This window comes from Brevundimonas sp., assembly GCF_027484365.1.
In the GTDB taxonomy this organism is placed as follows: domain Bacteria; phylum Pseudomonadota; class Alphaproteobacteria; order Caulobacterales; family Caulobacteraceae; genus Brevundimonas.
In genome coordinates this window covers 121,267-144,236 of record NZ_JAIXTC010000030.1, presented here as the reverse complement: position 1 = coordinate 144,236, position 22,970 = coordinate 121,267, and the positions used below count along the sequence as shown (strand labels likewise).

Here is a 22,970-nt window from a genome sequence, read left to right as displayed (position 1 = left end):
GCGAATCGACTACGCGTTGCAACTTGGCCCGAAGGCTAACACGACGATCTCAGTGGGCCTTCATCGGGGCCACAGCCAGGACCGGCATCTCCAGGGTCCGCCCGGCGATGGCCGGGGTCGCATAGCCCCGCCGCGTGAACACCCGCAGCAGGCCGACACACAGGGCCGTAAAGCCGGCGAACAGGATGACCAGCGCCAGCAAGGGCAGCTTCATGCTGGTCCCCCGCGTCGGCGCTGCCGCCCGCTCGATGACCCGCACATTGTCGGCCCCGGCGGCCACCAGCCCGTTGTCGGCCCGGCTCTGGGTTTCGCGCTGCTGGAACTCGCGGATCGAAGCATTCAGCACGTCGCGGTTGGAGACGAAGGTCGAGTTCTGGGACTCTTCGCGCGTCATGGTCGCCTGGCGATCCAGAATGTCCGCAAGTTGCCGGTTCACCGACGACAGCCGGGCCGCAAGGGAATCCCGCTCCGCCTGGGTCGTGATCCGCGTCGTCTCCAGCTCGGTCCAGACCGGGTTCGGTCCCAGACGGACCTCCTTGGCGCCGACGGTCGTGCCGGTGTTGACGTATTCCTGCAGCCCCGCGATCCGCGCCTCGATGTCGAGGATCGGCTGGCTGTCGGGTTGATAGCGCGCCAGCAACTGCTCGCGCTCGGTCCGCAGTTGCAGGATCTGGTCGGAGGCCGACACATTGAGGTCTTGCTGCAGGGTCACCTCGGCGGGCGTCCGCTCCTGCTGGGCCTCCAGCGTCTGTAGCCGCCGCGCGGCCTGGTTCAGCTGGTTCTCGACCGAGAATTTCTCGGTCAGCGTCGTCTGATAGAGGGTCGCCAGCGCCGTCTTGGTCGCAGCGAAGTCGCCGATGTCATTGGTCGCCAGGAACTGCTCATAGGCGCGGTCCACCTCGGCCAGTTCGTCCTCGAACACCCGGCGTTGCGTCTGGATGGCCGGGGTGGAGCGGTCCTGGAACACCTCGCGACGATAGATCAGATACTGGTCGATGATGGCGTTGAGCACCCGGGCCGATTTTTCGGCGCTGTCGCTCTCGAAGCCCAGTCCGATGGTCGCGCCCTGCGGCGTCGTGCCGATGCTCAGCCCGTCATTGATGAACTTGATCGCATCGCCTTCCTGCTTGGCGACGGGATCGGTCGAGACCTTGCCCGGCTTCTGGAAGAACGGCAGTCCCAGCGCCCGCACGGCCCGCAGCTTCACTTCCCGCGTGCCGATGATGCCGGCCTCCGCCTGGGCTACCTCGCCCACGGCCGGCGGTTGCGACTGGCGATCCGCCAGTCCGCCGACGCGCGGCTGATAGACATATTCCTGACCGGCGTTGACCAGAAGGCTCGCTCCGGCCGTGTAGGTCTTCTTCAGGGTCATCACCGCCGCGGCGCCGATGGCCGCCACCAGCACGAACACCAGGACCATCACCAGCAGTTCGCGGAACAGCAGGCCGATCACATCGAACAGCCCGTAGCGCGGTCGCGCCGGGACATAGGCTGTCGTTGAGGCCGAACGCATGGGAACTGGCGAATCCGTGGGAGAGTGAACCGTCTTCGATCCTTCGCCTGTCCGCGTTAACCGTCCATTACCCATAACTGGCGAGGGTCACCCAATGTTCGATCGGCGTCAGATTCTTTGGACCATGGGGGCCGCCCTGCTGGCCTCGTCAGCGGCCGGTTGCGCCACGGGTCAGTCTGCGCCCCGAAGCCAGAGGGTCGAACGCGGCGATTTCAACGACATCGCTTTCGCCGACTGGACCGAGGCGGAACCGGAATATCTCCTCTATCCCGGCGACGAGATCGAGGTGGCGACGCCGACGGCGACCGAGCTGACGCGGACCCTGAGGGTCGGACCGGACGGGCGGATCGCCCTGCCCCTGATCGGTCAGGCCATGGCTGCGGACCGGACACTGGCGGAACTCGAATACGAACTGTCTTTGGCCTATGCCTCGCAGCTGGTGCGGCCTGTGGTCGAGGTGACCCTGAAGACGGCAGGTCCAATGAAGGTCTGGGTCGCGGGCGAGGTTCGTACCCCCGGCGTCTATGACCTGATCGGCGACAGCGACGCCTACCAGGCGGTCGTCCAGGCGGGCGACTTCCTGCCCAGCGCACGGTCTCAGCAGGTGGCCCTGATCCGCCGCGGCCCGGGTGGCGTGCGCATGATGCGGGTGGTGGATCTGCGGCCTCGCCGCGGAGAGGTCGTGGCCCTGCGGCGCGGCGACATACTGTTCGTGCCGCGCTCGACGCTCGGCGAACTGGCCAACTTCTTCACCCAGGTGAAGGCGGCCTTGCCCGTCGGCTTCAACTACACGATCAACGGCCAGTACCAGCAGTTCTAGGCGGCCGGGAACGCCTCCGGATGTCGACGATAAAAATCCATTCGACGCTCTAAAACACGACAGCGCCTGGGTTTGACGCCCGTTTCGGCCCTTGAATGCGCCCTGGTATCCGGCGGGTGTAGACTGCTGGTCACGGTTCGCGGAGAGAGCGGGCACCGGCGGTTTCGTCCGTTTCGTCCGTTTCGTCCGTTTCGTCAGGGTGTTTTTCGTCCGGACAGACAGACGAAACCCACACCCCACGCTCGGTCTCCGGATCAAATCCGGAGATGACGAACTTCGGGACTAGGCTGCCAGCTTGACCACGCCGGCGTCGATGTAGCGACGGGCGGCGCGCTGGGCTTCGGCGATCTCGTCGCGTTCCATCTCTTCGGACATCTCGCGGCGATAGACCCGGGCTTCGATCGAGCCCTTCATGGCCGCCAGGTTGAAGATCATGTGGGCCGAGACCCGGTCCATCGGGCAGCCGCCCGATCCCGACGAGTACATCATGCCCAGCCGGAACAGGGCGTCGCCGTCCATGTCGGCGGTGGGCAGGGGCAACGGGGCCGCTTCGACCTCGTTGTGCAGTTCCGGCGCGGTTTCTTGCGCGTTCATCACGGTCGTCCTTTGCGATGGCGGACGTCCGTTCTGGACCCGCCCTTCGACCGTGATCAAATACCCCCGGCTTGAAGTTAAAGTTAACAGCGCCGGGAACCGCAAAGTCTTTTCAGTAAAGGGAAAATGAATACTCCACAGTCGATTCAGACCTGCGAAATATACCGTCAAGACGGCGTTTACCGACCTTCTTGAAAGCCTAACGGGCGCGCTGTCCGAACAGGACCTTGCGGGCCTCTTCCGCCGCCTTGCCGGAGGCGGCCAGGTTCCTCCTCAGCGCCTCTCCGAGCGCCCGACCCGCCTTCACCGCGGGCCGCGATCCAACCCGCTCCATCCACGCCGCCAGGTGCGGGAAATGCGCGAGGTCCTGCCCCTGATGTTCGGGCAGCACCCAGGGCCAGGCCGCCATGTCGGCGATCGAATAGTCGCCCGCGAGGTAGTCCCGGTCCGACAGCCGCTTGTCCATAACGCCGTACAGCCGGTGGGTCTCGTCGGTGTAGCGGCGGACCCCATAGGCGATCTGCCTCTGATCCTTGATGATGGCCGGCGCATACTGGCGGAAATGGTGGGTCTGGCCCGCCATCGGCCCCAGGCCCCCGACCTGCCAGAACAGCCACTGGTCGATCTCGACCCGGGCCCGGACGTCGGTCGGATAGAACTGGCCGGACTTGTTTCCGAGATACTGCAGGATCGCCCCGCTCTCGAAGATCGACAGCGGCGCCCCGCCCGGCCCCTCGGGATCGACGATCGCCGGCATCCGGCCGTTCGGGCTGATCGCCTGGAACTCCGGGGTGAACTGCTCGCCGATGCCGATGTTCACCGGCTTCAGCTCATAGGGCAGGCCCATCTCCTCGAGAGCGATGGAGATCTTCCAGCCATTGGGCGTCGGCCAGTACCAGAGCTCGATCGGGGCGGTCATGGCGGCGTCTCCGGCGGTGGGATCAGGCCTCTGATCTGGGCCGACCGAACCCTGGCCGCAAGCCCGTCACGAACCGTCAGACGCGCCTGAACCGTCGTTCAGCCACCGTTCATGGACAAGAGACGACCGTGATCGCGAGCCGCCGGGGAACCGGCGTGCGGGGAAGAAACGAAATGAAATCGATGCTGACGGCCTTCGCCGCACTGGCCGCCCTGGCCATCCCGGCGGGCCTGCCCACACTGGCCCTGGCCCAGGAAGACGTGGCCACGGTGAACGAGGAGTCCTCTCCGCCTCCGCCTCCGCCGTTCAACGATGCCGGCGGCCGCTTCCAGCCGGACGAGAACACGCCCCCTCCGACACCGGCGCCGCGCTTCGACCAGCCGCGCCCGCAGGTCCAGGACGTCCAGGACCGTCGCGGCGGCGGGGGCGGAGATCGCGGCGGGCGTGGCGGTGGCGACCGCGGCGGTGATCGTGGCGGAAACAACGGCGGCGGTGATCGTGGCGGTCAGGGCGGCGGCAATGGCGGCTGGAACGGCGGCGGCGACCGCGGCGGTGATCGCGGGGGTCAGGGCGGCGGCAATGGCGGCTGGAACGGCGGCGGCGACCGTGGCGGTGATCGCGGCGGCGGCAACGGCGGCGGCTGGAACCGCGGCGGCGACACCGAGACCGGCAACGGCCCCGGCCGCTGGAACCGGGAGAATCCGCCGGTCGTGACGCCTCCCGTCCCCACGCCGGGCCAGGATCGCGGCGGACGCGGACGCGGCAACGACGGCCAGGACTGGAACCGCGGCAACGACGGACGCGGCCGGGACAACAACGGCGGCTGGAACCGCGACAACCAGGGTCGCGACGGACGCGGCCAGGACTGGAACCGCGGCAATGACCGCCGGGATCGCGGCAACGATGGGCGGGGCAACGGCGGCTGGAACGACAACAACGGCCGGAACAACGGCGGCTGGGATCGCGACCGCAACAACGGCGGCCGCAACTGGCAGAGCGACCGCAACGGTCGCCGCGACTACAACGGCTGGGGCAACCGCTGGAACCAGAACGACTGGCGCCGCGACTGGAACCGCGGCCGCTCGAACGACTGGTGGCGCAACGATCGCGGCTTCCGGGGCTACACCGGCTACCGGTTCGGCTTCTATTTCGCGCCGAACTACGGCTACTACTCGGTGCCGCGGAACTACTGGGGCCAGCGCTGGTACCAGGGCGACTACCTGCCCTCGATTTTCTGGCGCTACACCCTCAATGATTACCGTACCTACGGCCTCGGCTACCCGCCTCCGGGGACCCGGTGGGTGGCGGTCGACACGACGATCTATCTGATCGACGAGTACGACGGCTACATCCTCGAGGTCATCCACGACGCCTGGCGCTGGTAGGCTCCAGGCGGGCCGGGGTCAGCCGCAGTCAACGCTGCGGATGATCCCGGTGGCCTCCTCGAAGCGGATGTTCAGCCGGTTGGGGCGATAGTCCTCGGTCGCCGAGCAGGTCGTGCAGACGAAGCGCACATCGGCCCCGGCGGCGAAATCAACCGCGCCGCGATGGCTCCCGATCAGGGACCGAGCCGCCGCCGCGTCGCAACGCTGTGGCCCGGGGGGTTCGGGCACCGGGGTAGGCGCACAGCCCGCCAGCAGCGCTCCGCCCAGCAGCAGTCCGGCGACTACCCGCATCGGACCTGCTCCACCAGACCGGTTTGGGCATTGTAGAAGATGTTCAGCCGATGGGGCGAGAAGTCCATCGTCACGGGGCAGGTCGTGCAGACCACCCGGCGGTTGACCACCTCGACCGGCACCGGGATCTCGTTCCGGTGCTTGCCGACCAGATACTGGAAGTCGGCCGCCTTGCAGAGGTCGGCCTCTCCGTCCGGCATATGCGATCCGACCGGCTGGTTCGCCTCGGCCTCGGCGACCACCGACGCCGCAGGGACCTCGGCGACCGGCGCCGGCGTCGACGAACAGGCCGCCAGGAACAAGGCCCCGATCAGGCCGCCTTTTCCCAGCGCCCCTCGTCCGACTGTTTCCAGTAGGCGAGGTTGGCCCCCTGCCCCTTCAGAGCCTTCCAGCGTTCCCGTGCCCGATGCAGCGCGGTCTCGTCGCGACCGTCGAAGATGATGAAGCACCGCTCGAACTCCTCTGTGAGGCTCATGTCAGAGCCGTCGACGATGAAGAGCGCCTGAGACCCGTTCGGGTTCTCGTCGCCCGCCGTCAGCAGGATCGGCTGGCGCTCCGGATGGGGTTGGTCGGAAAGGCCGTGGGCCAGGAAGCTGTCGTCCCGCCAGGTCCAGAGCCGTTCGTCGATGGCCTCGCGCGCATCGGGGTCCGCGACCCTGACGCGCGCCTTCCACCCCCGCTGAAGGGTGCGGTCCAGCAGTTCGGGCAGGACCTGATCCAGGGTGGATCGCTCCAGGTGATAGAACCAGATCTCGCCCGAACCTTCGGCCACGGTCAGCCTTCGTAGGTGTCGGCCACCATGCGATCCAGCAGACGGACGCCCCAGCCCACCGGGCCGTCGGGCACCGTCGTCCGCGTCGACTTCGAGACCCAGGCGACGGGCGCGATGTCGATGTGGGCCCACGGCACGCCGTTGGTGAAGCGCTGCAGGAACAGGCCGGCGGTGATCGACCCGCCGTCGCGACCGGCCGAGTTCTTCACATCGGCGTTCACGCTGTCCATGATCTTGTCGTACTGCGGCGGCAGCGGCATGCGCCAGACGTTCTCGTTGACCTTGGGGCCGGCGGCCAGGATGGCGTCGGCCAGTTCGTCGGAGTTCGAGAACACCCCGGCGTAATCCAGGCCCAGAGCGATGATCATGGCGCCGGTGAGCGTCGCCAGGTCGACCATGAACTTCGGCTTGAACCGGTCCTGCGTGTACCAGAGGGCGTCGGCGAGGACGAGGCGACCCTCGGCGTCGGTGTTGATCACCTCGACTGTCTGACCCGACATCGACGTGACGATGTCGCCCGGACGCTGGGCGTTGCCGTCCGGCATGTTCTCGACCAGACCGAGAACGCCGACCGCGTTGACCTTCGCCTTGCGGCCGGCCAGCGCGTGCATCAATCCGGCCACGGCGGCCGCGCCGCCCATGTCCCAGATCATGTCTTCCATGCCGGCGGCCGGCTTGATCGAGATGCCGCCGGTGTCGAAGCAGACGCCCTTGCCGACGAAGGCGATCGGCGCGTCTCCGGCCGTGCCGCCGTTCCACTGGATGACGGCCAGCTGGCTCTCGCGAACTGACCCCTGCCCCACGCCCAGCAGGACATGCATGCCCAGGGCCTCCATCTCCTTTTCGCCGAGGATCTCGACCTTCAGGCCCAGACGCTCCAGCTCCTTGACCCGACGGGCGAACTCGGCCGGGTAGAGGATGTTGGCGGGCTCGGCGACCAGATCGCGCGAGAAATAGACCGCGTCGGCGACGGCGTTCAGAGGCTCCAGCGCGGCCTGGGCGCCGGCGACGTCCCCGGTGAGGATCTGGACGGTCTGGATCGACGGAATCTTGTCCGGCTTTTCCCTGGTCCGGTATTTGTCGAACCGGTAGGCGGCCAGACGCACGGCGAAGGCGGCGCGCGCGGCCTCGGCGGCGGACAGGTGGCCGAGATCGATCGTCAGGGTCTCTGCGCCCGACAGCTTCACGGCGTTATAGGCGGCGCCGGCGGCGGTCTCGAGCGCCAGTTCGTCAAACTTGCCGGCCTCGCCCGCACCGACCAGCACGATGCTGTCGGCCTTCACACCCGAGGGCGCGGCGACGATCAGGCTGGAATTGGCTCCGCCGGTGAAGCGGCTCGTGGACATCGCCCGCGTCAGCGCGCCACCGGCCGCGGCGTCGTGATCGCCGCCCGCACCGGCCAGGCTGCGACCGTCATGGACGAGGATGGCGAGAACGCCTGCTGCGCCGGCTTCGGCGACAAAATCGATCTTCATGGACAAAGCATACTCCAGCCGGGATGGACTCCCGGTCGTTGAACTGTGGGTGGTCACACCTGCCATTGTCGGCGGTGCGCCCGGATGTGTATTAGATGCGCCGCAACGTCCGCGCCCGCAACCGGGTGATTTCATCGCCCGCATGACCCTGATCCAACGCTACCTTTTCCGACAGATCAGTTTGCCCGTCCTGGCGGCGTGCGGATCGCTGGTCGGAATCGGGCTGCTGAGCCAGAGTCTGGACCAGCTCGAGGTCATCGTTGAACGCGGCCAGAGCGTCTGGGTCATGCTGAAGCTGACCCTGCTGGCCGTGCCTCAGTTGTTCAGCGTCATCCTCCCGATCGGCCTTTTCGTCGGTGCCCTGATCGCCCTGACCCGGCTGCAGCGCGAACAGGAACTGACCGCCGCCTATGCCAGCGGCATGTCGCGCTGGCAGATGATCGCCCCCTCGGCCCGACTGGCCCTTGCGGTGGCTCTCACGGCCTTGGCGACCAACGTCCTGATCCAGCCCTGGGCCCAGCGCACCGCCCGGGAACAGGCGTTCGAGATCCGCACCGACCTTGCCGCCCTGCTGGTCGAGGAGGGGCGCTTCGTTCAGGGTCCCAACGGCCTGACCGTCTATGTCCAGCAGATCGAACAGAACGGCCTGCTCAAGAACCTCTTCATCTACGTCCAGGACGGCGACAAGGTCACGACCTTGGATGCCACCGAGGCGCGTTTCGGCCGCGTCGATGGCCAGCCGGTCCTGACCATGAAACAGGGTTCCTGGCAGGAGTACGATTCCAAAGGCGTGCTGAACCAGCTGTCGTTCGATGGCTGGGTCTTCCAGCTCGCGCCCTATGTCAGCAACGACGAGCATATCCGCTACAAGCCTGCCGATCTCTGGATCACCCAGTTGTTCAACCCTACGCCGGCGCTGATTCGTGACACCGCGCCCCGCGGCGAACTCCTGGCCGAGGCGCACAGCCGCCTGTCCTCGCCCCTCTATGCCCTGACCGCCATGGCCATGGCCCTGGCCGCCATCATGGGCGGCGCTTTCAACCGCACCGGCTACGGTTCGCGGATCGCCAAGGCGTCCGCCGCCTTCCTTCTGGTTCGCATCTTCGGCTACGTCGTCGTCGCCGCCAGCGCCTGGAACAGCTGGCTGAACGTCTTCCAGTATCTGCTGCCCGTCGTGGCCACCGCCCTCGCCCTGCGTCTCCTGTTCCGGGCGCTGAAGCCCCGCCGGTCGAAAGTCTGGTCGCCTCTGGCCCGATTGAAGGCGCGGTTCGCATGAGCGGCTTCGGATCCATCGCCGACGCCCCCCGGCACGTGCTGAGCGCCCTGCGTCTCGGACGGATCGAGCGCTATGTCCTGATCCAGCTGACCCGCTCGCTTGGGGTCGCGCTCGCGGTCATTGCCGCCCTCGTGATGCTGATCGACTTCGTGGAGATCTCGCGGGGCCTGGGCTCCGACACCGACCTCTCGGGCCTTCGGATCTTCGGCCTGATGCTGCTGAAGTCGCCGGCGGTGATCGTACAGTTGCTGCCCTTCGTCTTCCTGTTCGGCACCCTGGCGGCCTTCGTCGGATTGAACCGCCGGTCCGAGCTTGTCGCCATGCGGGCGGCCGGCGTCTCCGCCTGGCGGTTCGTTCTGCCGGCGGCGGGGGCGGCGCTCGTGCTCGGCGTGCTCACAGTGACGGTGATCGGCCCGGTCGCTGCTTCGGGCGATGGCCTGTTCCAGCGTGAGCGCGCCCGCATCTCCGGCTCGGTCCTGGGCGCCGAGGAACAGCAGGCGATCTGGCTGCGCGAGGGCGAGGGCCCACGTCAGATGGTCATCCGCGCAGGCCGTCAGGACCGCGCCAACGCCCGCCTGCTGGACGTGACCTTCTTCATCTACGCCACCGACCCGCAGGGCCGTCGCCAGTTCACCGAACGGATCGATGCTCCCTCTGCCAGCCTCAGCGCCGGGCGCTGGCGGCTGTTCGACGCCGTCGGGGCCCAGACCGGTCAACGCGCGGTCCGCTACGCCACCCTCGACCTGCCGTCCGCCCTGGCCGACGAAGAAGCGTTCGAGCGTTTCGCACGGCCCCAGTCGACGCCCTTCTGGTCGCTGCCCGGCCAGATCCGGCGGATCGAGGCCGCAGGCTTCTCCTCGACCGCCTATCGGCTCCGGCTTCAGTCGCTACTGTCCACGCCCCTGGCCTTCGCCGCCATGACGATCCTGGCCGCGGCCTTCTCGTTGCGACTGATGCGGCTGGGCGATCTGGCCCGCATGGCCGTGGCCGCCGTGGTGCTGGGCTTCGCCTTTTTCTTCCTGAACCAGTTCTCGGCCGCCATGGGCTCGGCCGAGGTGGTGCCGCCGTTCGTCGCGGCCTGGTTGCCGGCGATCCTCACGGCGCTCGCCGCCTTCACCTTGCTGTTCTATACCGAAGACGGCTAAGCGGACCCTGGCGGGGGCCTAAAGGAACAGTTGGAATTCATGCGGGCTGAAGGCGCCGTTTCTCGCAAGACCCTGCTGCGGAACCGGCTTCTGGCCGGTGCGGCCGCGCTCGCCTGCGCGCCCCTGCCCGCCCTCGCTCAGACAGCGCCCGCTCCCGCTCAAACCACGGCCCCTGCCGTTCAGACCGACGGCCTGCCGCCGGACGCCATCTATATCGAGGCCGACACTGCGGGACGTCAGGGCGACGTGATCAGCGCGACGGGCGAACAGGACCGCGTCTACGCCCGTTTCCAGGGCCACAGCCTGCGTGGCCGCGCCGTCACCTTCGACATCGCCCAAGGGATCGGCACGGCGGACGGCGAGGTCGAACTGGTCGATCCCGACCGCAACACCGTCTTCGCCAGCCACCTGGAGCTCGATTCGGATCTGCGGGCCGGGGTCGCCGTCGACTTCGCCACCCGCACGACCAGCGGGGCCAGCCTGATGGCTGCCACCGCCGTGCGGCGGTCCGAGAACGTCAACGAGCTGAACTACGCCCTCTTCACCCCCTGCCCGATCTGCGACGCCGAAGGCAATCCGAAGACGCCCAGCATCTCGATCCAGGCCGAGAAGGTGGTGCAGGACGAGGAGCTGCGAGCGATCCTGTACCGCAACGCCGTGTTCAAGGTCGGCGGCGTTCCGGTTCTGTGGACGCCATTCTTCGCCCATCCCGATCCCACGGTGGACCGGGCGTCGGGCTTTCTGATCCCGATCTTCAATTACGACGACGGGCGCGGGGTGTCGGTGGAGACGCCCTATCTGAATATCATCTCCGCGTCCGAGGACTGGCTGATCAGCCCCCAGTTCAACACCCGGGTCCTGCCCTTCCTGAACCTGCAATGGCGTCGCCGCTTCGCCGAGGGGACCATCGTGGCCCGGGGTGGCTATACCTATGCCCAGAATTTCGGCGACTTCGATATGAACGGCGACGGACGCGCCGAGTCGAACGTCGACTTCGGCGACCGCACCAGCCGCAGCTATTTCCTCGGTTACGGCCGGTTCGATCCGGCCGGTCCGTGGCGCTGGGGCTTCACGGCCGAGCGAACGTCGGACAAGACCCTGTTCGACCGATACGACGTCATCGACCCCTATCAGGACAACGGCCTCTACTACGGCGACCAGCGCCGCCTCATCAGCCAGGTCTATGCAGAACGGCAGACGGCCCGCTCCTACCTGTCGATCGCCGCCTTCTCGATCCAGAGCCTGCGCGTCGCCGTCTTCAACGATGTGACACCGGCTCTGAACATCTTCGAGTCCGACGGCACGCTTCCGGTCGTCGCCCCCCTGATCGACGCCCGGTGGGAGCCGTCGGGCCCGGTTCTGGGCGGTCGCCTGCGTCTTCGCGGCTCGGCCGTCTCCCTCTATCGCGACGAGTATTTCGGCAGCCCGGTGCTGCGACCCGAGATCATTCCGACGTCGGCGACGACCTTCGGCCTGCCCGGCGTCGACAGCCGACGCGTGACCGGCCAGCTGGACTGGCGTCGCAGCTTCACCTCCCCGGCCGGTATCCGCTACGAGCCGTTCGTCGACGGGCGGGTCGACATGTATTCCGTCGCCGACCTGCCGCCGGTCCTGGGCCTGGCCGACGAGACGATCACACGCGGTCGCGCCACCCTCGGCCTCGACGTCAGCTATCCTCTGATCCGACGCCTCAGTGACGGGGCGGACGTCATCGTCGAGCCGCTCGGCCAGATTTCGATCTCGACGGATCCCGATCTGGATTTCCGCATCCCGGTCGAGGACGCCCAGACGCTGGAGCTCGACGAATCGTCCCTGTTCCGGATCGACCGTTTCCCCGGATATGACCTGCTCGAAGGCGGCATTCGCCTGACTGCCGGCGTACGGACCACCCTGCGCTGGAGCGAGGGACGCACCGCCAGCCTGTTTGTCGGCCGGAGTATGCGAGACGCCGAGCAGGACGCCTTCCGCATCCCCATCCCGGACGCGCCGAACAACCTCTACGACCCGTCCGGCCTGGCGGCCCAGACCTCCGACTGGGTGGTCCAGGGCAGCTTCCAGCCGTCCGATCGCATCCGCGGCTGGGGCCATGCGACAGTCGACGGTTCCGGCGATATCCGCCGTGCCGAGATGGCCGTGGATGGGCGCTGGGGTCGCCGCAACCTCGCCACCGCCAGCTATATCGTCGACCGGTCCAATCCGCTGGATGGACCGCTCAACCGAAACTATGAATTCGTTCAGCTGGCGGCCCAGCAGTTCGTCGCCGGAAACTGGGGCGTGGCCGTCGCCGGCATCGCCGATCTGGAGCGCGACCTGATCACGCGCTCCGAAGTCGGCGTCGTGTTCGACGACGACTGTTTCCGCATTGAGGTGGGCTATCGGCGCGACAACACACGGGTCAGCCCCACCGGCCCGTCCGATGGCGTCTACTTCCGTCTAAACCTCGCCACTTTTGGAGGGTCAGGCTATGGATCAAACGGCTTGCGTTAGGCATGACGCGTAGAGGCGTGCGCCATCCCGGTGGAGAATCGGGGCAGCAGGCTCGAAGGAATCAGGACTGACCATGCGTTTGATGCGTTTTACGGCCGGGGTCGCGATGGCCGCGCTGGTCGCGGGTTCGGCGATTGCCCAGACCGCCCCTGCGGGTCAGGCGGCCGGCACTCTCGATCCGGCCGCCGAACAGGCGCCCGCCGTCGCTGCGGCCGCGGAGCCGGAGTTCACCCTCGCCGACGGCATCGTCGCCACGGTGAATGATCAGGTCATCACCGGCTTCGACCTGCGCCAGCGCATGCTGTCGGTCATCGCCATGAGCCAGGTGCAGCCGACCGAGGAGAATATCCCCGCGATCCAGCAGCAGGCCCTTCAGGCCCTGATCGAGGAACGCCTGCAGGCCCAGGAGATCGCCAACTACGAGACCCTGAAGATCTCCGACGAGGAAGTGGATCGGGAAATCGCGGCCATGGCGCAGGAAGCCGGCACGACGCCCGAGAACTATATGGCCTTCCTGGCCCAGGGCGGCATCCGCCCCAACGCCATGCGCGAACAGCTGCGCACCGAGATTGGCTGGCGGGAACTGGTCGGCGGCCGCTTTAACAGCCGCGCCCGCGTCAGCCGCGCCCAGGTCGAACAGGCCCTGCGTCAGATGACGGAGGCTGCGTCCAAGCCCCAGTATCTGATCGGCGAGATCTACCTCGAAGCCAACCGCGTCGGCGGCCAGCAGGCGGCTGTCAGCGGCGCCGAGCAACTTGTCGCCCAGATGGTCCAGGGCGCGCCCTTCCAGGCCGTTGCCCGTCAGTTCTCGGCCGCCCCGTCGGCCGCGCGCGGCGGCGATGCCGGCTGGGTCGTCCAGGGCACCGTTCAGCCCGCCCTGCAGACGGCGCTCGACGCCCTGCAGGTCGGTCAGCTGTCGCGACCCATCCCGGTGGAGGGCGGCGTCTACATTATCTACATGCGCGACAAGCGTTCGGGCGCGGCCACCAGTCTGGTCACCCTGAAACAGGCCATGATCGAATTGCCGGAGACGGCCAGCGACGCGGATGTCGCCGCCGCCACGCAGCGTCTGGAGGCCCTGCGCCCCAGCCTGACCTGCGACAACATCCTGCAGCGCACGACCTCGGAAGCGGGTCTGCTCGGCTCCGACCTCGGCGAGAGCGATGTGGCCAACCTCGCGCCCCAGTTCCAGCAGGTCGCCCGCTCGGCAGAGTTGAACACGGTGTCGAACCCGGTTCGCACGCCCCTGGGCGTCCACCTGCTGGCCGTCTGCGGTCGTCGAGTCGGCGGCGTCGACGTTCCGGCCTATCGTGAGGTTGAAGGCCGGCTGCAGAACCAGAACCTGGCCATGCTGGCGCGCCGCTACATCCGCGACCTGCGTGCGGACGCCCTCATCGAAATGAAGTGACCGGGTGATCCCCGGTCTGACCAGGACGGGGCCCCTGATCCTGACGCTCGGCGAGCCCGCCGGCGTCGGCGCGGAGATCATCGCCAAGGCCTGGACGGCCCTGTCTGACCAGGCGCCGTTCGCCGTCATCGGCGACATGGGACTGCTCGAAGCCCAGGGCGTCCCGGTCCGCGAGATCGGCAATCTGTCAGACGCCGGAACTGTCTTCGCGCGCGCCCTCCCCGTTCTCGATCACCCGGCCCCGGCCCCGATCTCGGCCGGCACGCCGGATCCGCGGAACGCCGGCGTCGTCGCCGACTGGATCGAACGCGCCGTCGCCCTGGCCCTGTCGGGAGAGGCTTCCGGGGTCGTCACGGCCCCGATCGCCAAGGCACCCCTCTATGCCGCCGGCTTCCGCTTCCCCGGCCACACCGAGTTCATCGCCGAGCTGACGGCCGACGCCCCCTATGCCGGGACGCGGGGCCCGGTGATGATGCTGACCGCGAAGGACCTGCGCGCCTGTCTGGTCACCATCCACGTCGCCTTGGATCAGGTGCCCGAACTGGTCACCGGGGAGCGGGTCGCCCGCACCGCCCGGGTCGTCCACGAGGTCCTGCGTCGCGATTTCGGCATTGACCGCCCCCGTCTGGCCCTGGCTGCGCTCAACCCCCATGCCGGAGAAGGCGGGGCCCTGGGCCTGCAGGAAATCACCGTCCTGAGACCGACGGCGGAGGCGCTGCGCGCCGAGGGCATCGCCATCACCGACCCCCTGCCCGCCGACACGATGTTCCACGACGACGCGCGCGCCACCTATGACGCGGCCATCTGCCTGTATCACGACCAGGCCCTGATCCCGGTCAAGACCCTGGACTTCTGGGGCGGGGTCAACGCGACCCTGGGCCTGCCGGTCATCCGCACCTCGCCCGACCATGGCACCGGGTTCGACATCGCCGGCAAGGGCATCGCCCGCCCCGACAGCCTGATCGCCGCCATCCGTCTGGCCTCCGAGATGGCGGCCCGGCGCAGTTCCCACTGATTTCCGCTCATCCCCGCGAAAGCGGGGACCCAGACCTTTGGGCGCAACGCCGGTCAGTGCTAGGTCTGGCCTTCGATCCCGGCCATTGAGCCTCACAAAAGAACTGGGTCCCCGCTTTCGCGGGGATGAGCGGAATCTCTTTGAATCCCACCGACCTGCCCCCCCTCCGCGAATCCCTCGAAGCCCATGGCCTGCTGGCCAAGAAGAGCTTCGGTCAGCATTTCCTGCTGGACCTCAACATCACCCGCAAGATCGTCCGCCTCGCCGGTCCGTTCGAGGGCCGGGCGGTCATCGAGGTTGGACCGGGCCCCGGCGGCCTGACGCGCGCGATCCTCGAAAGCGACGCCGGCAAGGTGGTCCTGATCGAGAAGGACCCGCGTTTCCTGCCCCTGCTGGCCGAGCTGGACACGGGCGACGGCCGGCTGACCGTCGTCGAGGCCGACGCTCTCAAGGTCAATCAGGGGACGCTGGTCGAGGGGCCCGCACACGTCGTCTCCAACCTGCCCTACAATGTCGGCACGCCCCTGCTGGTCGACTGGCTGACCGGGTCCTGGACGCCCGTGTCCATGACACTGATGTTCCAGAAGGAGGTCGCCGAGCGGATCGTGGCCGCGCCGGGCGACGACGCCTATGGCCGCCTCGCGGTCATCTCCCAGGCCGTGGCCGAGGTGAAGATCGTGATGCACCTGCCGGCTGCAGCCTTCACCCCGCCGCCCAAGGTGGCCTCGGCCGTGGTCCATGTCGTCCCCCGCCCCGACCGTCCCGACGCCGCGACCCTGAAGCGGCTGGAACGGGTCACAGCCGCCGCCTTCGGCCAGCGCCGCAAGATGCTGCGGTCCAGCCTGAAACAGCTCGGCGGCAGGGACCTGTGCGAGGCCGCCGGCATCGACCCGGATGCGCGGGCGGAAACCATCGACATCGCCGGTTTCCTGCGGCTGGCCTCTGCCTGCGGCTCCTGAGCCGGTAGCGTCGGCGCGCGCCTTGATCCAGACTGCGGGCCTCTCCGGTCCGGAGAGAAGAAACGGGAGGCCGACGTGGGCGACGACCAAAGGAAGATTCCGGCCGGGGCTGTGGAACTCTACACCCGCTTCATCCACGGAGAGATCGACCGGCGCGCCTTCGTCCGAGGCGTCAGCCGCTATGCCGTCGCGGGCCTGACCGCCTCGGTGATCGTCGAGGCCCTGATGCCCAACTATGCGCTGGGCCAGCAGATCGCCAAGGACGATGAACGCATCCGCGCCGACTATGTGACCGTGCCATCCCCGGAAGGGCACGGGTCCATCCGGGGCTATCTGGTCCGCCCGTTCAGCGCGGATTCGCGCAGCGCCGAGCCGGCACTCCTGCCCGGCGTGATCGTGATCCACGAGAACCGGGGCCTGAACCCGCACACCGAGGACGTGGCGCGCCGTTTCGCCCTTGCGAACTTCATGGCCTTCGCGCCCGACACCCTGACCAGCGTCGGCGGCTACCCGGGCGATGATTACAGGGGCGGCCAGCTGTTCGCCTCTCTGGACCGGGAGAAGATGACGCGGGATCTCGTCGCCGCGGCCCGCTGGCTCAAGACCCGGCCGGACTGCAACGGGCGGATCGCGGCGACCGGCTTCTGCTTCGGCGGGGGCCAGTCGAATCTGCTGGCCGGGCTGATGGGTCCCGATCTCGCTGCCGCCGCCCCCTTCTACGGCGGGGCCACGCCAGCAGAGCTCGTGCCCGCGATCGAGGCGGCCATCCTGATCCACCACGGGGCGCTGGATACTCGGCTGGCCGAGGCCTATCCGGCCCAGATCGCCGAACTGGAGCGTCACGGCGTTCGCCATGAAGGCCATCTCTGGCCGGACTCGGTCCACGGCTTCTTCAACGACGCGACGCCGGAACGCTACAACCGCACCACGGCCGCCCAGGCCTGGGACCGGACGCTGGAGTGGTTCAATGAACACACGCGAACGCCCGTCGCGGGTTGATGCGGGCGACGGCGCAGAACATCGCCCTGTCGATAGGCAAGCGAAGGCCCTAGACAACCCACCATGACCGCCGACATCGAACCCTTCCGCGCCATCACCATCAGCCGCCTGGCCCATGCCCTGAAGGCGGAGGGGCGGTCGGTGATCCATATGGAGTTCGGCCAGCCCTCGACCGGGGCACCGCCCGCCGCCATCGCCGAGGCCCATCGGGTGCTCGACGCCGACAGTATGGGCTATTGGGAGAGCGCCCCGCTCAAGGCCCGGATCGCCCGGCTGTACGACGAGCGCTACGGCGTCACGGTCTCGCCGGATCAGCTGCTGCTGACCAACGGGGCGTCACCCGCCCTGGTGCTGGGCCTGTCGTCGCGGTTCGCGCCGGGCGACCGGATCGCCATGGCGCGGCCGGGCTACGTCGCCTACCGCAACACGGTGAAGGCGCTGCGGATGATCCCGGTGGAGATCGCCTGCGGCCCCGACGAACACTACCAGCTGACCGCCGCCGCTCTCGAGGCGCTGGATCCGGTCCCGGCCGGGGTCATCATCGCCAGCCCGGCCAACCCGACGGGGTCGATCATCGCGGCCGATGAACTGGCCGCCATCGCCGGGGTCTGCGCCAGGAAGGGGATCCAGATCCTGTCGGACGAGATCTACCACGGCCTCTCCTACGTCGGGCCCCAGCCGTCTCTGCTGCAGTTCGCGCCGGATGCCATGGTGATCAACAGCTTCTCCAAATACTGGAGCATGGCCGGCTGGCGGCTGGGCTGGCTGCTGGTCCCGCCCGACCAGATCGAGACGGCCCGGGCCTATATCGGCAACCTGTTCCTGACCCCGCCGTCGCTGAGCCAGCACGCGGGTCTTGTGGCCATGGACCAGCACGAGGTGCTGGAAGGCCATATCGAGACCTATGCCCGCAACCGCGCCCTGATGCTGGAGGCCCTGCCGTCCCTGGGCCTGAAGTCGATCGCCCCGCCCGACGGCGCCTTCTACATCTGGGCCGACATCGGCCACCTGACCGACGACAGCGTCGCCTTCTGCGAGCGGCTTCTGAGAGACACGGGTGTCGCCACGGCGCCCGGTGTGGACTTCGATCCCGTCGACGGCCACCGCTTCATGCGCTTCAGCTTCGCCGTCTCGACGCCGGAGATCGAGGAGGCCCTGCGGCGGATCACGCCCTGGTTCGGGGCCCGATCCACCTGACCCGGAATTGCACTCCGAAAAAACACAGTGCAATAGTGCAAATCGTTACATTACAGTTAGTTGTTGGCAACACCTTCCATATAAAGTGCAAAAACTCTGGACTCAGCAGCCGCTGGGGGCGCTCCGAACCTGTCATAAACCAAGGCCTGAGGTAGGGACGTCTGGACAGGAGGCAAGTCCACGATCCGACTATTTTCCTAGATCGCCGTTTGGCCCGTAAAACGGGAGAGGCCCTAGACGTCCTCGGCCAGCAGGGCCGACTGGTAGTCGCGGACCCAGATGTTGCGGAACCGGCGGCTGCGTTCGGCGTGGTAGATATGGGCCAGCTCCGCATAGGAGCGGTCGAAGTCGTCATTGACGAAGACGTAGTCGAACTCCGTGCAGTGCTCGATCTCGCCCTTGGCGTTGGCGATGCGGCGCTCGATGACGTCGTCTGCGTCCTGGGACCGGGTCACCAGACGGCGCTTCAGCTCTTCAAGGCTGGGGGGCAGGATGAAGACCCGCACGGCGTCTTCCGGGCATTTCGCTGCGATATCGCGCGCGCCCTGCCAGTCGATGTCGAACAGGACGTCGCGGCCCTCGGCCAGGGCCCTGTCGACCGGGGCGCGGGGCGAGCCATAGCGGTTGCCGTGGACGTCGGCCCATTCAAGGAAGGCGTCCGCGTCGATTCCCTTCTGGAACTCTTCCGGCGAGACGAAATGATAGTCGCGGTCCGCCACCTCGCCCGGCCGGATGCCGCGCGTGGTCATGGAGACCGACAGCTCCAGCCCGCCATGGTCGGCCATCAGGCGACGGCACAGCGACGTCTTGCCGGCCCCCGAGGGGCTGGCGACGATCAGGAGGACGCCCCGGCGGGGCGTGCGTTCATTCGACATTCTGGACCTGTTCTCGAAGCTGCTCGATGACCGCCTTCAGGTCTAGGCCCGTGGCGGTCAGCGCGGTCGTAGCCGATTTCGAGCAGAGGGTGTTCGCCTCGCGCATGAACTCCTGCATCAGGAAGTCCAGCTTGCGGCCGGCGGGCGGCTGATCCAGCAGGGCGCGGGCGGAGGCGACATGGGCCGTCAGCCGGTCCAGTTCCTCGCGCACATCGGCCCTGGTGGCGAGCGCCGCCGCTTCCAGCACGATCCGGTCCTGAAGTCCCGGTGCGTCGGGCGCCAGTTCGGCCATGCGGCGGGCGAAGCGGTCGCGCACGGCCTCGGTCTGGGCGGCGGCCTCGGTTTCGGCCGCGGCGACGAGGCCTTCGATGCGGGAGACGAAGTCCTCGATCACGGGGCGCAGCTGGGCACCCTCGCGCTCGCGGGAGATTTTCAGGGCGTCCAGCGCCTGTTCCACCGTGGCGGCCATGGCGGCCTCGATCGGCGCACGGGCTTCAGGGTCCTCGGCCTCTTCATCCGCGTCCAGCACGCCGCGCAGGGCCAGAAGACCGTCGGCGGACGGCGGCGTCGCCCCCTCCTCCGCCAGCTGGTTGGCGAGGTGGAGATAGCGGGCGAGAACGGCCTCGTTGACCTTCAGGGCCGAGGCGTCGCCCGGGGCTCTGCGTGCCTGGATGCCGATCGTGACCTGACCCCGGCTGAGGCGGGCCTGGCCGGCGGACTTGGCCAGCCGTTCCAGATTGTCGAACCCGTTCGGTCCCCGGAAGCGGACTTCCAGATTGCGGCCGTTGACCGACCGCGCCTCGACCGACCAGGTCCAGCCGTCGAGCGCGCCATCGGCCCGGCCGAAGCCGGTCATGCCGGAGAGTATGGTCACTGACCCGCCGCCGGGGTCGCGGGCGTCGCGGGACGCAGGGTGCGCGACGGGGTCACCGTTCCCGGTGCCTGCATGGTGATCACGGCCTCACCGGTCACGGTCGGCGGGACCACGACCGCGCCTTCCGGCGTGCCCTGTCCGGGCGGCGGCGCGCCGGGGACCGTACCGGGCGGCAGGGTCTCGGCCGGCGGGGCCTTGCCCGCCTCGATCGCGCGCCAGCGCGACACGTTCATCAGATGCTCTTCATAGGTCCGGGCGAAGGCGTGGCCGCCCGTGCCGTCCGCAACGAAGAACAGGTCCTGGGTCGCCGGCGGATTGAGCACCGCCTCCAGCGCCTGACGGCCCGGATTGGCGATCGGCGTCGGCGGCAGGCCGTCGATCAGATAGGTGTTCCAGCCGGTGTCGCGTTGCAGCTCCGACAGGCGGATGCCACGGCCGAGCGGTCGCCCCTTGGTGATGCCGTAGATGATGGTCGGATCGCTCTCCAGCCGCATGCCGATCCGCAACCGGTTGGTGAAGACGGCCGCCACGCGGGGCCGTTCGCGGGCCAGGCCGGTCTCCTTCTCGACGATGGAGGCCAGGATCACGGCCTCCTCGGGCGTGCGGACCACGGTGTTGGGGCTGCGTTTGGCCCAGAGCTCGGCGAGGTTGTCGGCCGCGTCGCGCTGCATGCGGGCGATCACCGAGGCCCGCGTCTCTCCCCGTGAAATCTCATAGGTGTCGGCCCACAGGGAGCCTTCCTCGGGGACTTCGTCGATGGTCCCGGTCAGGATCGCCTCGGCGTTGAGGATGTCCACCGCCTGGGCCGAAGACCAGCCCTCGGGGATAGTCACGAAATGGCGCACCACCCGTCCGTCGGTCAGCAGGCCAATGACCGCCTTCAGCGAGGCGCGTGTCGGCACCTCGTATTCTCCGGCCCGCAGACGACGGTCGGCGCCGGTCAGGGTGGCGGCGGCCTTGAACATGTCGACCGACCGGATCACGCCCGCGTTCTTCAGGGTCGCAGCGATGGCCGAAACGCCCGAACCGGACGGCAGGGTGACCACCGTCGCGTCGCCTTCGCGCGCCGACGGACCCGGCGAATAGTAGACGCTCCAGCCCCAGGCCAGGGCGGCAATCAGGAACAGGCTGAAGGTCGCCGACGCCGCCAGCAGCGCCACGACCAGACCCGGCCGCTTCCGTTTCAGCGGCCCCCCGGCGCTCGCCACGATCAGCCGACCTTGCGGAAGATGATGGAGGCGTTGGTGCCGCCGAACCCGAAGCTGTTGGACATGGCCACATCGATCTCCATCGGCTTGCCCCTGTGTGGCACGAGATCGATGGCGGTTTCGTGTTCAGGATCGTCCAGGTTGATCGTCGGCGGGGCGATCTGGTCGCGGATGGCCAGGACGCTGAACACCGCCTCGATGGCCCCGGCAGCGCCCAGCAGGTGGCCGGTCATCGACTTGGTCGAGGACATGGCCATGTTCTTCGCGTGGTCGCCGACCAGCCGCTCGACCGCGCGCAGCTCGATCCAGTCGGCCATGGTCGAGGTGCCGTGAGCATTGACGTAGTCGATGTCCTCGATCGCGATCCCGGCCCGTTTCACCGCCGCCTTCATGGCGCGATAGGCTCCGTCGCCGTCCTCGGACGGGGCGGTGATGTGATAGGCGTCGCCGCTCATGCCGTAGCCGATGACCTCGGCGTAGATCTTCGCTCCACGCGCCTTGGCGTGCTCGTACTCTTCGAGGATCACGACGCCCGCGCCCTCGCCCATGACGAAGCCGGCGTGGCCGCGGTCATAGGGACGCGAGGCCTTCTCCGGCGTGTCGTTGTAGGCGGTGCACAGGGCCTTGCAGGCCAGGAAGCCGGCGATGCCGATGGGAACGATGGAGCTTTCCGCACCGCCCGCGACCATGACGTCGGCGTCGTCGAAGGCGATCATCCGGGCCGCATCGCCGATGGCATGGACGCCGGAGGCGCAGGCCGTGACCACGGCGTGGTTCGGCCCCTTGAGGCCGTGACGAATCGAAATCTGACCCGAGGCCAGGTTGATCAGGGCCGAGGGGATGAAGAAGGGGCTGATGCGGCGCGGGCCGCTGGTGGCCAGGATCTGGGCGCTTTCGGCGATGGGACCCAGGCCGCCGATGCCGGCGCCCATCATCACCCCGGTGCGTTCCTTGTCCTCGTCGGTCTCGGGATGCCAGTTCGCGTCGTTCAGGGCCTCGTCGGCCGCGGCGATGCCGAACAGGATGAAGTCGTCGACGCGCTTCCGGTCCTTGGCGGACATGATGGCGTCGGGATCGAAACTGCCAGGGACGTCAGGACCGCCGCCGCCGCGCCCGTCCACGCTCGGAACCTCGCCCGCGATCGTGCAGCCGTAGCCCTCGGTATCGAAGGCGGTGATCGGCCGAATGCCCGAACGGCCCTCGACGATGCCCTTCCAGCTGTGCTCGACCCCGTTGCCGAGGGGCGTGACGAGACCGAGACCAGTGACGACGACGCGACGCATGATTTCGAACTCCGCTCCGGAACACCTGAATCAGAAACAATAATGGCCGCCGGGCCTCTCCGCTAGGAGGGCCGGGCGGCCACTGAATGCCGTTGGGACCTTGGCTTAGGCCGCGGTCTTCTCGTCGATGAACTTCACGGCGTCGCCGACGGTCTGGATGTGCTCGGCGGCGTCGTCGGGGATTTCGATGTCGAACTCTTCCTCGAAGGCCATGACCAGTTCGACGTTGTCGAGCGAGTCAGCGCCCAGGTCGTCGATGAAGCTGGCCTTTTCGGTGACCTTGTCCGGATCGGCGTCCAGGTGGTCGATGACGATCTTGCGGACGCGTTCCAGGGTATCGGACATGGGTGTCTCTGCCTTCTAGAGCCGCCGGGGCGGCGTATGGTGGTCTTGCCGTCTCACGACGGCTCCGCTTGCGCAAGAGGCAACGCCTCATTGACCCAACCGGTTGCCGGGCCTTTAGCACACCCCTCGG

Annotated in this window: 22 protein-coding genes; 10 read left to right on the top strand and 12 right to left on the bottom strand. The window is 67.9% G+C overall.

The annotated features are described in order from the left end of the window. Nucleotides 1–49: 49 nt before the first annotated feature. Nucleotides 50–1,513, bottom strand: coding sequence for a GumC family protein (locus Q0044_RS16010; protein ID WP_298163467.1), 1,464 nt, complete (start codon nt 1,511–1,513; stop codon nt 50–52). A 94-nt stretch (nt 1,514–1,607) separates the two neighbouring features. On the opposite strand from Q0044_RS16010, the gene Q0044_RS16005 reads away from it, so the two are divergent. Further along, on the top strand, nt 1,608–2,333 hold the full coding sequence (locus Q0044_RS16005) for a polysaccharide biosynthesis/export family protein (protein WP_298163466.1): 726 nt from the start codon (nt 1,608–1,610) through the stop codon (nt 2,331–2,333). A 282-nt stretch (nt 2,334–2,615) separates the two neighbouring features. Here Q0044_RS16005 and Q0044_RS16000 read toward each other — a convergent pair whose 3' ends face one another. Both Q0044_RS16000 and Q0044_RS15995 read right to left on the bottom strand, forming a co-directional pair. Then, entirely contained in the window at nt 2,616–2,927 is a 312-nt protein-coding gene (locus tag Q0044_RS16000; protein ID WP_298163465.1) for a sel1 repeat family protein, read from the bottom strand. Between the two features lie 199 nt (nt 2,928–3,126). Beyond that, nucleotides 3,127–3,846 (bottom strand): glutathione S-transferase N-terminal domain-containing protein, encoded by a 720-nt coding sequence (locus tag Q0044_RS15995; RefSeq protein WP_298163464.1) that lies wholly within the window; start codon nt 3,844–3,846, stop codon nt 3,127–3,129. 173 nt (nt 3,847–4,019) lie between these two features. On the opposite strand from Q0044_RS15995, the gene Q0044_RS15990 reads away from it, so the two are divergent. Continuing rightward, nucleotides 4,020–5,231 (top strand): RcnB family protein, encoded by a 1,212-nt coding sequence (locus Q0044_RS15990; RefSeq protein ID WP_298163463.1) that lies wholly within the window; start codon nt 4,020–4,022, stop codon nt 5,229–5,231. An 18-nt stretch (nt 5,232–5,249) separates the two neighbouring features. On the opposite strand, the gene Q0044_RS15985 is transcribed toward Q0044_RS15990, so the two are convergent. Genes Q0044_RS15985 through Q0044_RS15970 form a run of 4 tightly spaced genes read right to left on the bottom strand, consistent with a single transcriptional unit; the run spans nt 5,250 to nt 7,769 of the window. Next, entirely contained in the window at nt 5,250–5,522 is a 273-nt protein-coding gene (locus tag Q0044_RS15985) for a hemolysin (RefSeq protein WP_298163462.1), read from the bottom strand. Beyond that, on the bottom strand, nt 5,513–5,824 hold the full coding sequence (locus Q0044_RS15980) for a hypothetical protein (RefSeq protein ID WP_298163461.1): 312 nt from the start codon (nt 5,822–5,824) through the stop codon (nt 5,513–5,515). Before Q0044_RS15980 ends, Q0044_RS15985 begins: the two co-directional genes overlap by 10 nt. A gap of 8 nt (nt 5,825–5,832) precedes the next feature. After that, nucleotides 5,833–6,294: a DNA polymerase III subunit chi gene (locus Q0044_RS15975; protein ID WP_298163459.1), complete on the bottom strand. Its 462-nt coding sequence runs from the start codon at nt 6,292–6,294 to the stop codon at nt 5,833–5,835. A 2-nt stretch (nt 6,295–6,296) separates the two neighbouring features. After that, nucleotides 6,297–7,769 (bottom strand): leucyl aminopeptidase, encoded by a 1,473-nt coding sequence (locus tag Q0044_RS15970; protein ID WP_298163458.1) that lies wholly within the window; start codon nt 7,767–7,769, stop codon nt 6,297–6,299. Here Q0044_RS15970 and Q0044_RS15965 point away from each other — a divergent pair. The 8 genes from Q0044_RS15965 to Q0044_RS15930 all read left to right on the top strand — a co-directional run bounded on the left by Q0044_RS15965 (nt 7,768) and on the right by Q0044_RS15930 (nt 18,255). Beyond that, the gene (locus tag Q0044_RS15965; RefSeq protein WP_298163457.1) at nt 7,768–9,045 is read left to right on the top strand and encodes an LptF/LptG family permease; all 1,278 of its coding nucleotides are present in this window, start codon (nt 7,768–7,770) and stop codon (nt 9,043–9,045) included. The genes Q0044_RS15970 and Q0044_RS15965 overlap by 2 nt on opposite strands. After that, nucleotides 9,042–10,190, top strand: a complete 1,149-nt coding sequence (gene lptG / locus Q0044_RS15960) for an LPS export ABC transporter permease LptG (RefSeq protein WP_298163456.1) — start codon at nt 9,042–9,044, stop codon at nt 10,188–10,190. The genes Q0044_RS15965 and lptG overlap by 4 nt, the downstream gene beginning before the upstream one ends. A gap of 39 nt (nt 10,191–10,229) precedes the next feature. Then, a complete protein-coding gene (gene lptD, locus Q0044_RS15955; RefSeq protein WP_298163455.1) occupies nt 10,230–12,677 on the top strand; it encodes an LPS-assembly protein LptD in 2,448 nt (815 codons plus the stop codon). Nucleotides 12,678–12,750: 73 nt separating this feature from the next. After that, the gene (locus Q0044_RS15950; RefSeq protein WP_298163454.1) at nt 12,751–14,085 is read left to right on the top strand and encodes a peptidylprolyl isomerase; all 1,335 of its coding nucleotides are present in this window, start codon (nt 12,751–12,753) and stop codon (nt 14,083–14,085) included. A 16-nt stretch (nt 14,086–14,101) separates the two neighbouring features. Then, entirely contained in the window at nt 14,102–15,100 is a 999-nt protein-coding gene (gene pdxA, locus Q0044_RS15945) for a 4-hydroxythreonine-4-phosphate dehydrogenase PdxA (RefSeq protein ID WP_298163537.1), read from the top strand. Nucleotides 15,101–15,240: 140 nt separating this feature from the next. Next, entirely contained in the window at nt 15,241–16,059 is an 819-nt protein-coding gene (gene rsmA, locus Q0044_RS15940) for a 16S rRNA (adenine(1518)-N(6)/adenine(1519)-N(6))-dimethyltransferase RsmA (protein WP_298163453.1), read from the top strand. A gap of 75 nt (nt 16,060–16,134) precedes the next feature. After that, on the top strand, nt 16,135–17,058 hold the full coding sequence (locus Q0044_RS15935; RefSeq protein ID WP_298163452.1) for a dienelactone hydrolase family protein: 924 nt from the start codon (nt 16,135–16,137) through the stop codon (nt 17,056–17,058). Nucleotides 17,059–17,121: 63 nt separating this feature from the next. Then, the gene (locus Q0044_RS15930) at nt 17,122–18,255 is read left to right on the top strand and encodes a pyridoxal phosphate-dependent aminotransferase (protein WP_298163451.1); all 1,134 of its coding nucleotides are present in this window, start codon (nt 17,122–17,124) and stop codon (nt 18,253–18,255) included. A 233-nt stretch (nt 18,256–18,488) separates the two neighbouring features. Here the strand turns inward: Q0044_RS15930 and gmk are convergent, their stop codons facing one another. The 5 genes from gmk to Q0044_RS15905 all read right to left on the bottom strand — a co-directional run bounded on the left by gmk (nt 18,489) and on the right by Q0044_RS15905 (nt 22,840). Further along, complete coding sequence (gmk, locus tag Q0044_RS15925) at nt 18,489–19,130, bottom strand: guanylate kinase (RefSeq protein WP_298163450.1); 642 nt, start codon at nt 19,128–19,130, stop codon at nt 18,489–18,491. Next, nucleotides 19,120–19,986 carry a YicC/YloC family endoribonuclease gene (locus Q0044_RS15920; RefSeq protein ID WP_298163536.1) on the bottom strand — a complete coding sequence of 289 codons (867 nt, stop codon included), beginning with the start codon at nt 19,984–19,986 and terminating at the stop codon, nt 19,120–19,122. Before Q0044_RS15920 ends, gmk begins: the two co-directional genes overlap by 11 nt. Nucleotides 19,987–20,000: 14 nt before the next feature. Beyond that, nucleotides 20,001–21,212 (bottom strand): endolytic transglycosylase MltG, encoded by a 1,212-nt coding sequence (gene mltG / locus Q0044_RS15915; protein ID WP_298163449.1) that lies wholly within the window; start codon nt 21,210–21,212, stop codon nt 20,001–20,003. A 2-nt stretch (nt 21,213–21,214) separates the two neighbouring features. Beyond that, nucleotides 21,215–22,495, bottom strand: a complete 1,281-nt coding sequence (gene fabF / locus Q0044_RS15910; RefSeq protein WP_298163448.1) for a beta-ketoacyl-ACP synthase II — start codon at nt 22,493–22,495, stop codon at nt 21,215–21,217. 105 nt (nt 22,496–22,600) lie between these two features. Continuing rightward, on the bottom strand, nt 22,601–22,840 hold the full coding sequence (locus Q0044_RS15905; protein ID WP_013270001.1) for an acyl carrier protein: 240 nt from the start codon (nt 22,838–22,840) through the stop codon (nt 22,601–22,603). Nucleotides 22,841–22,970: the final 130 nt, after the last annotated feature.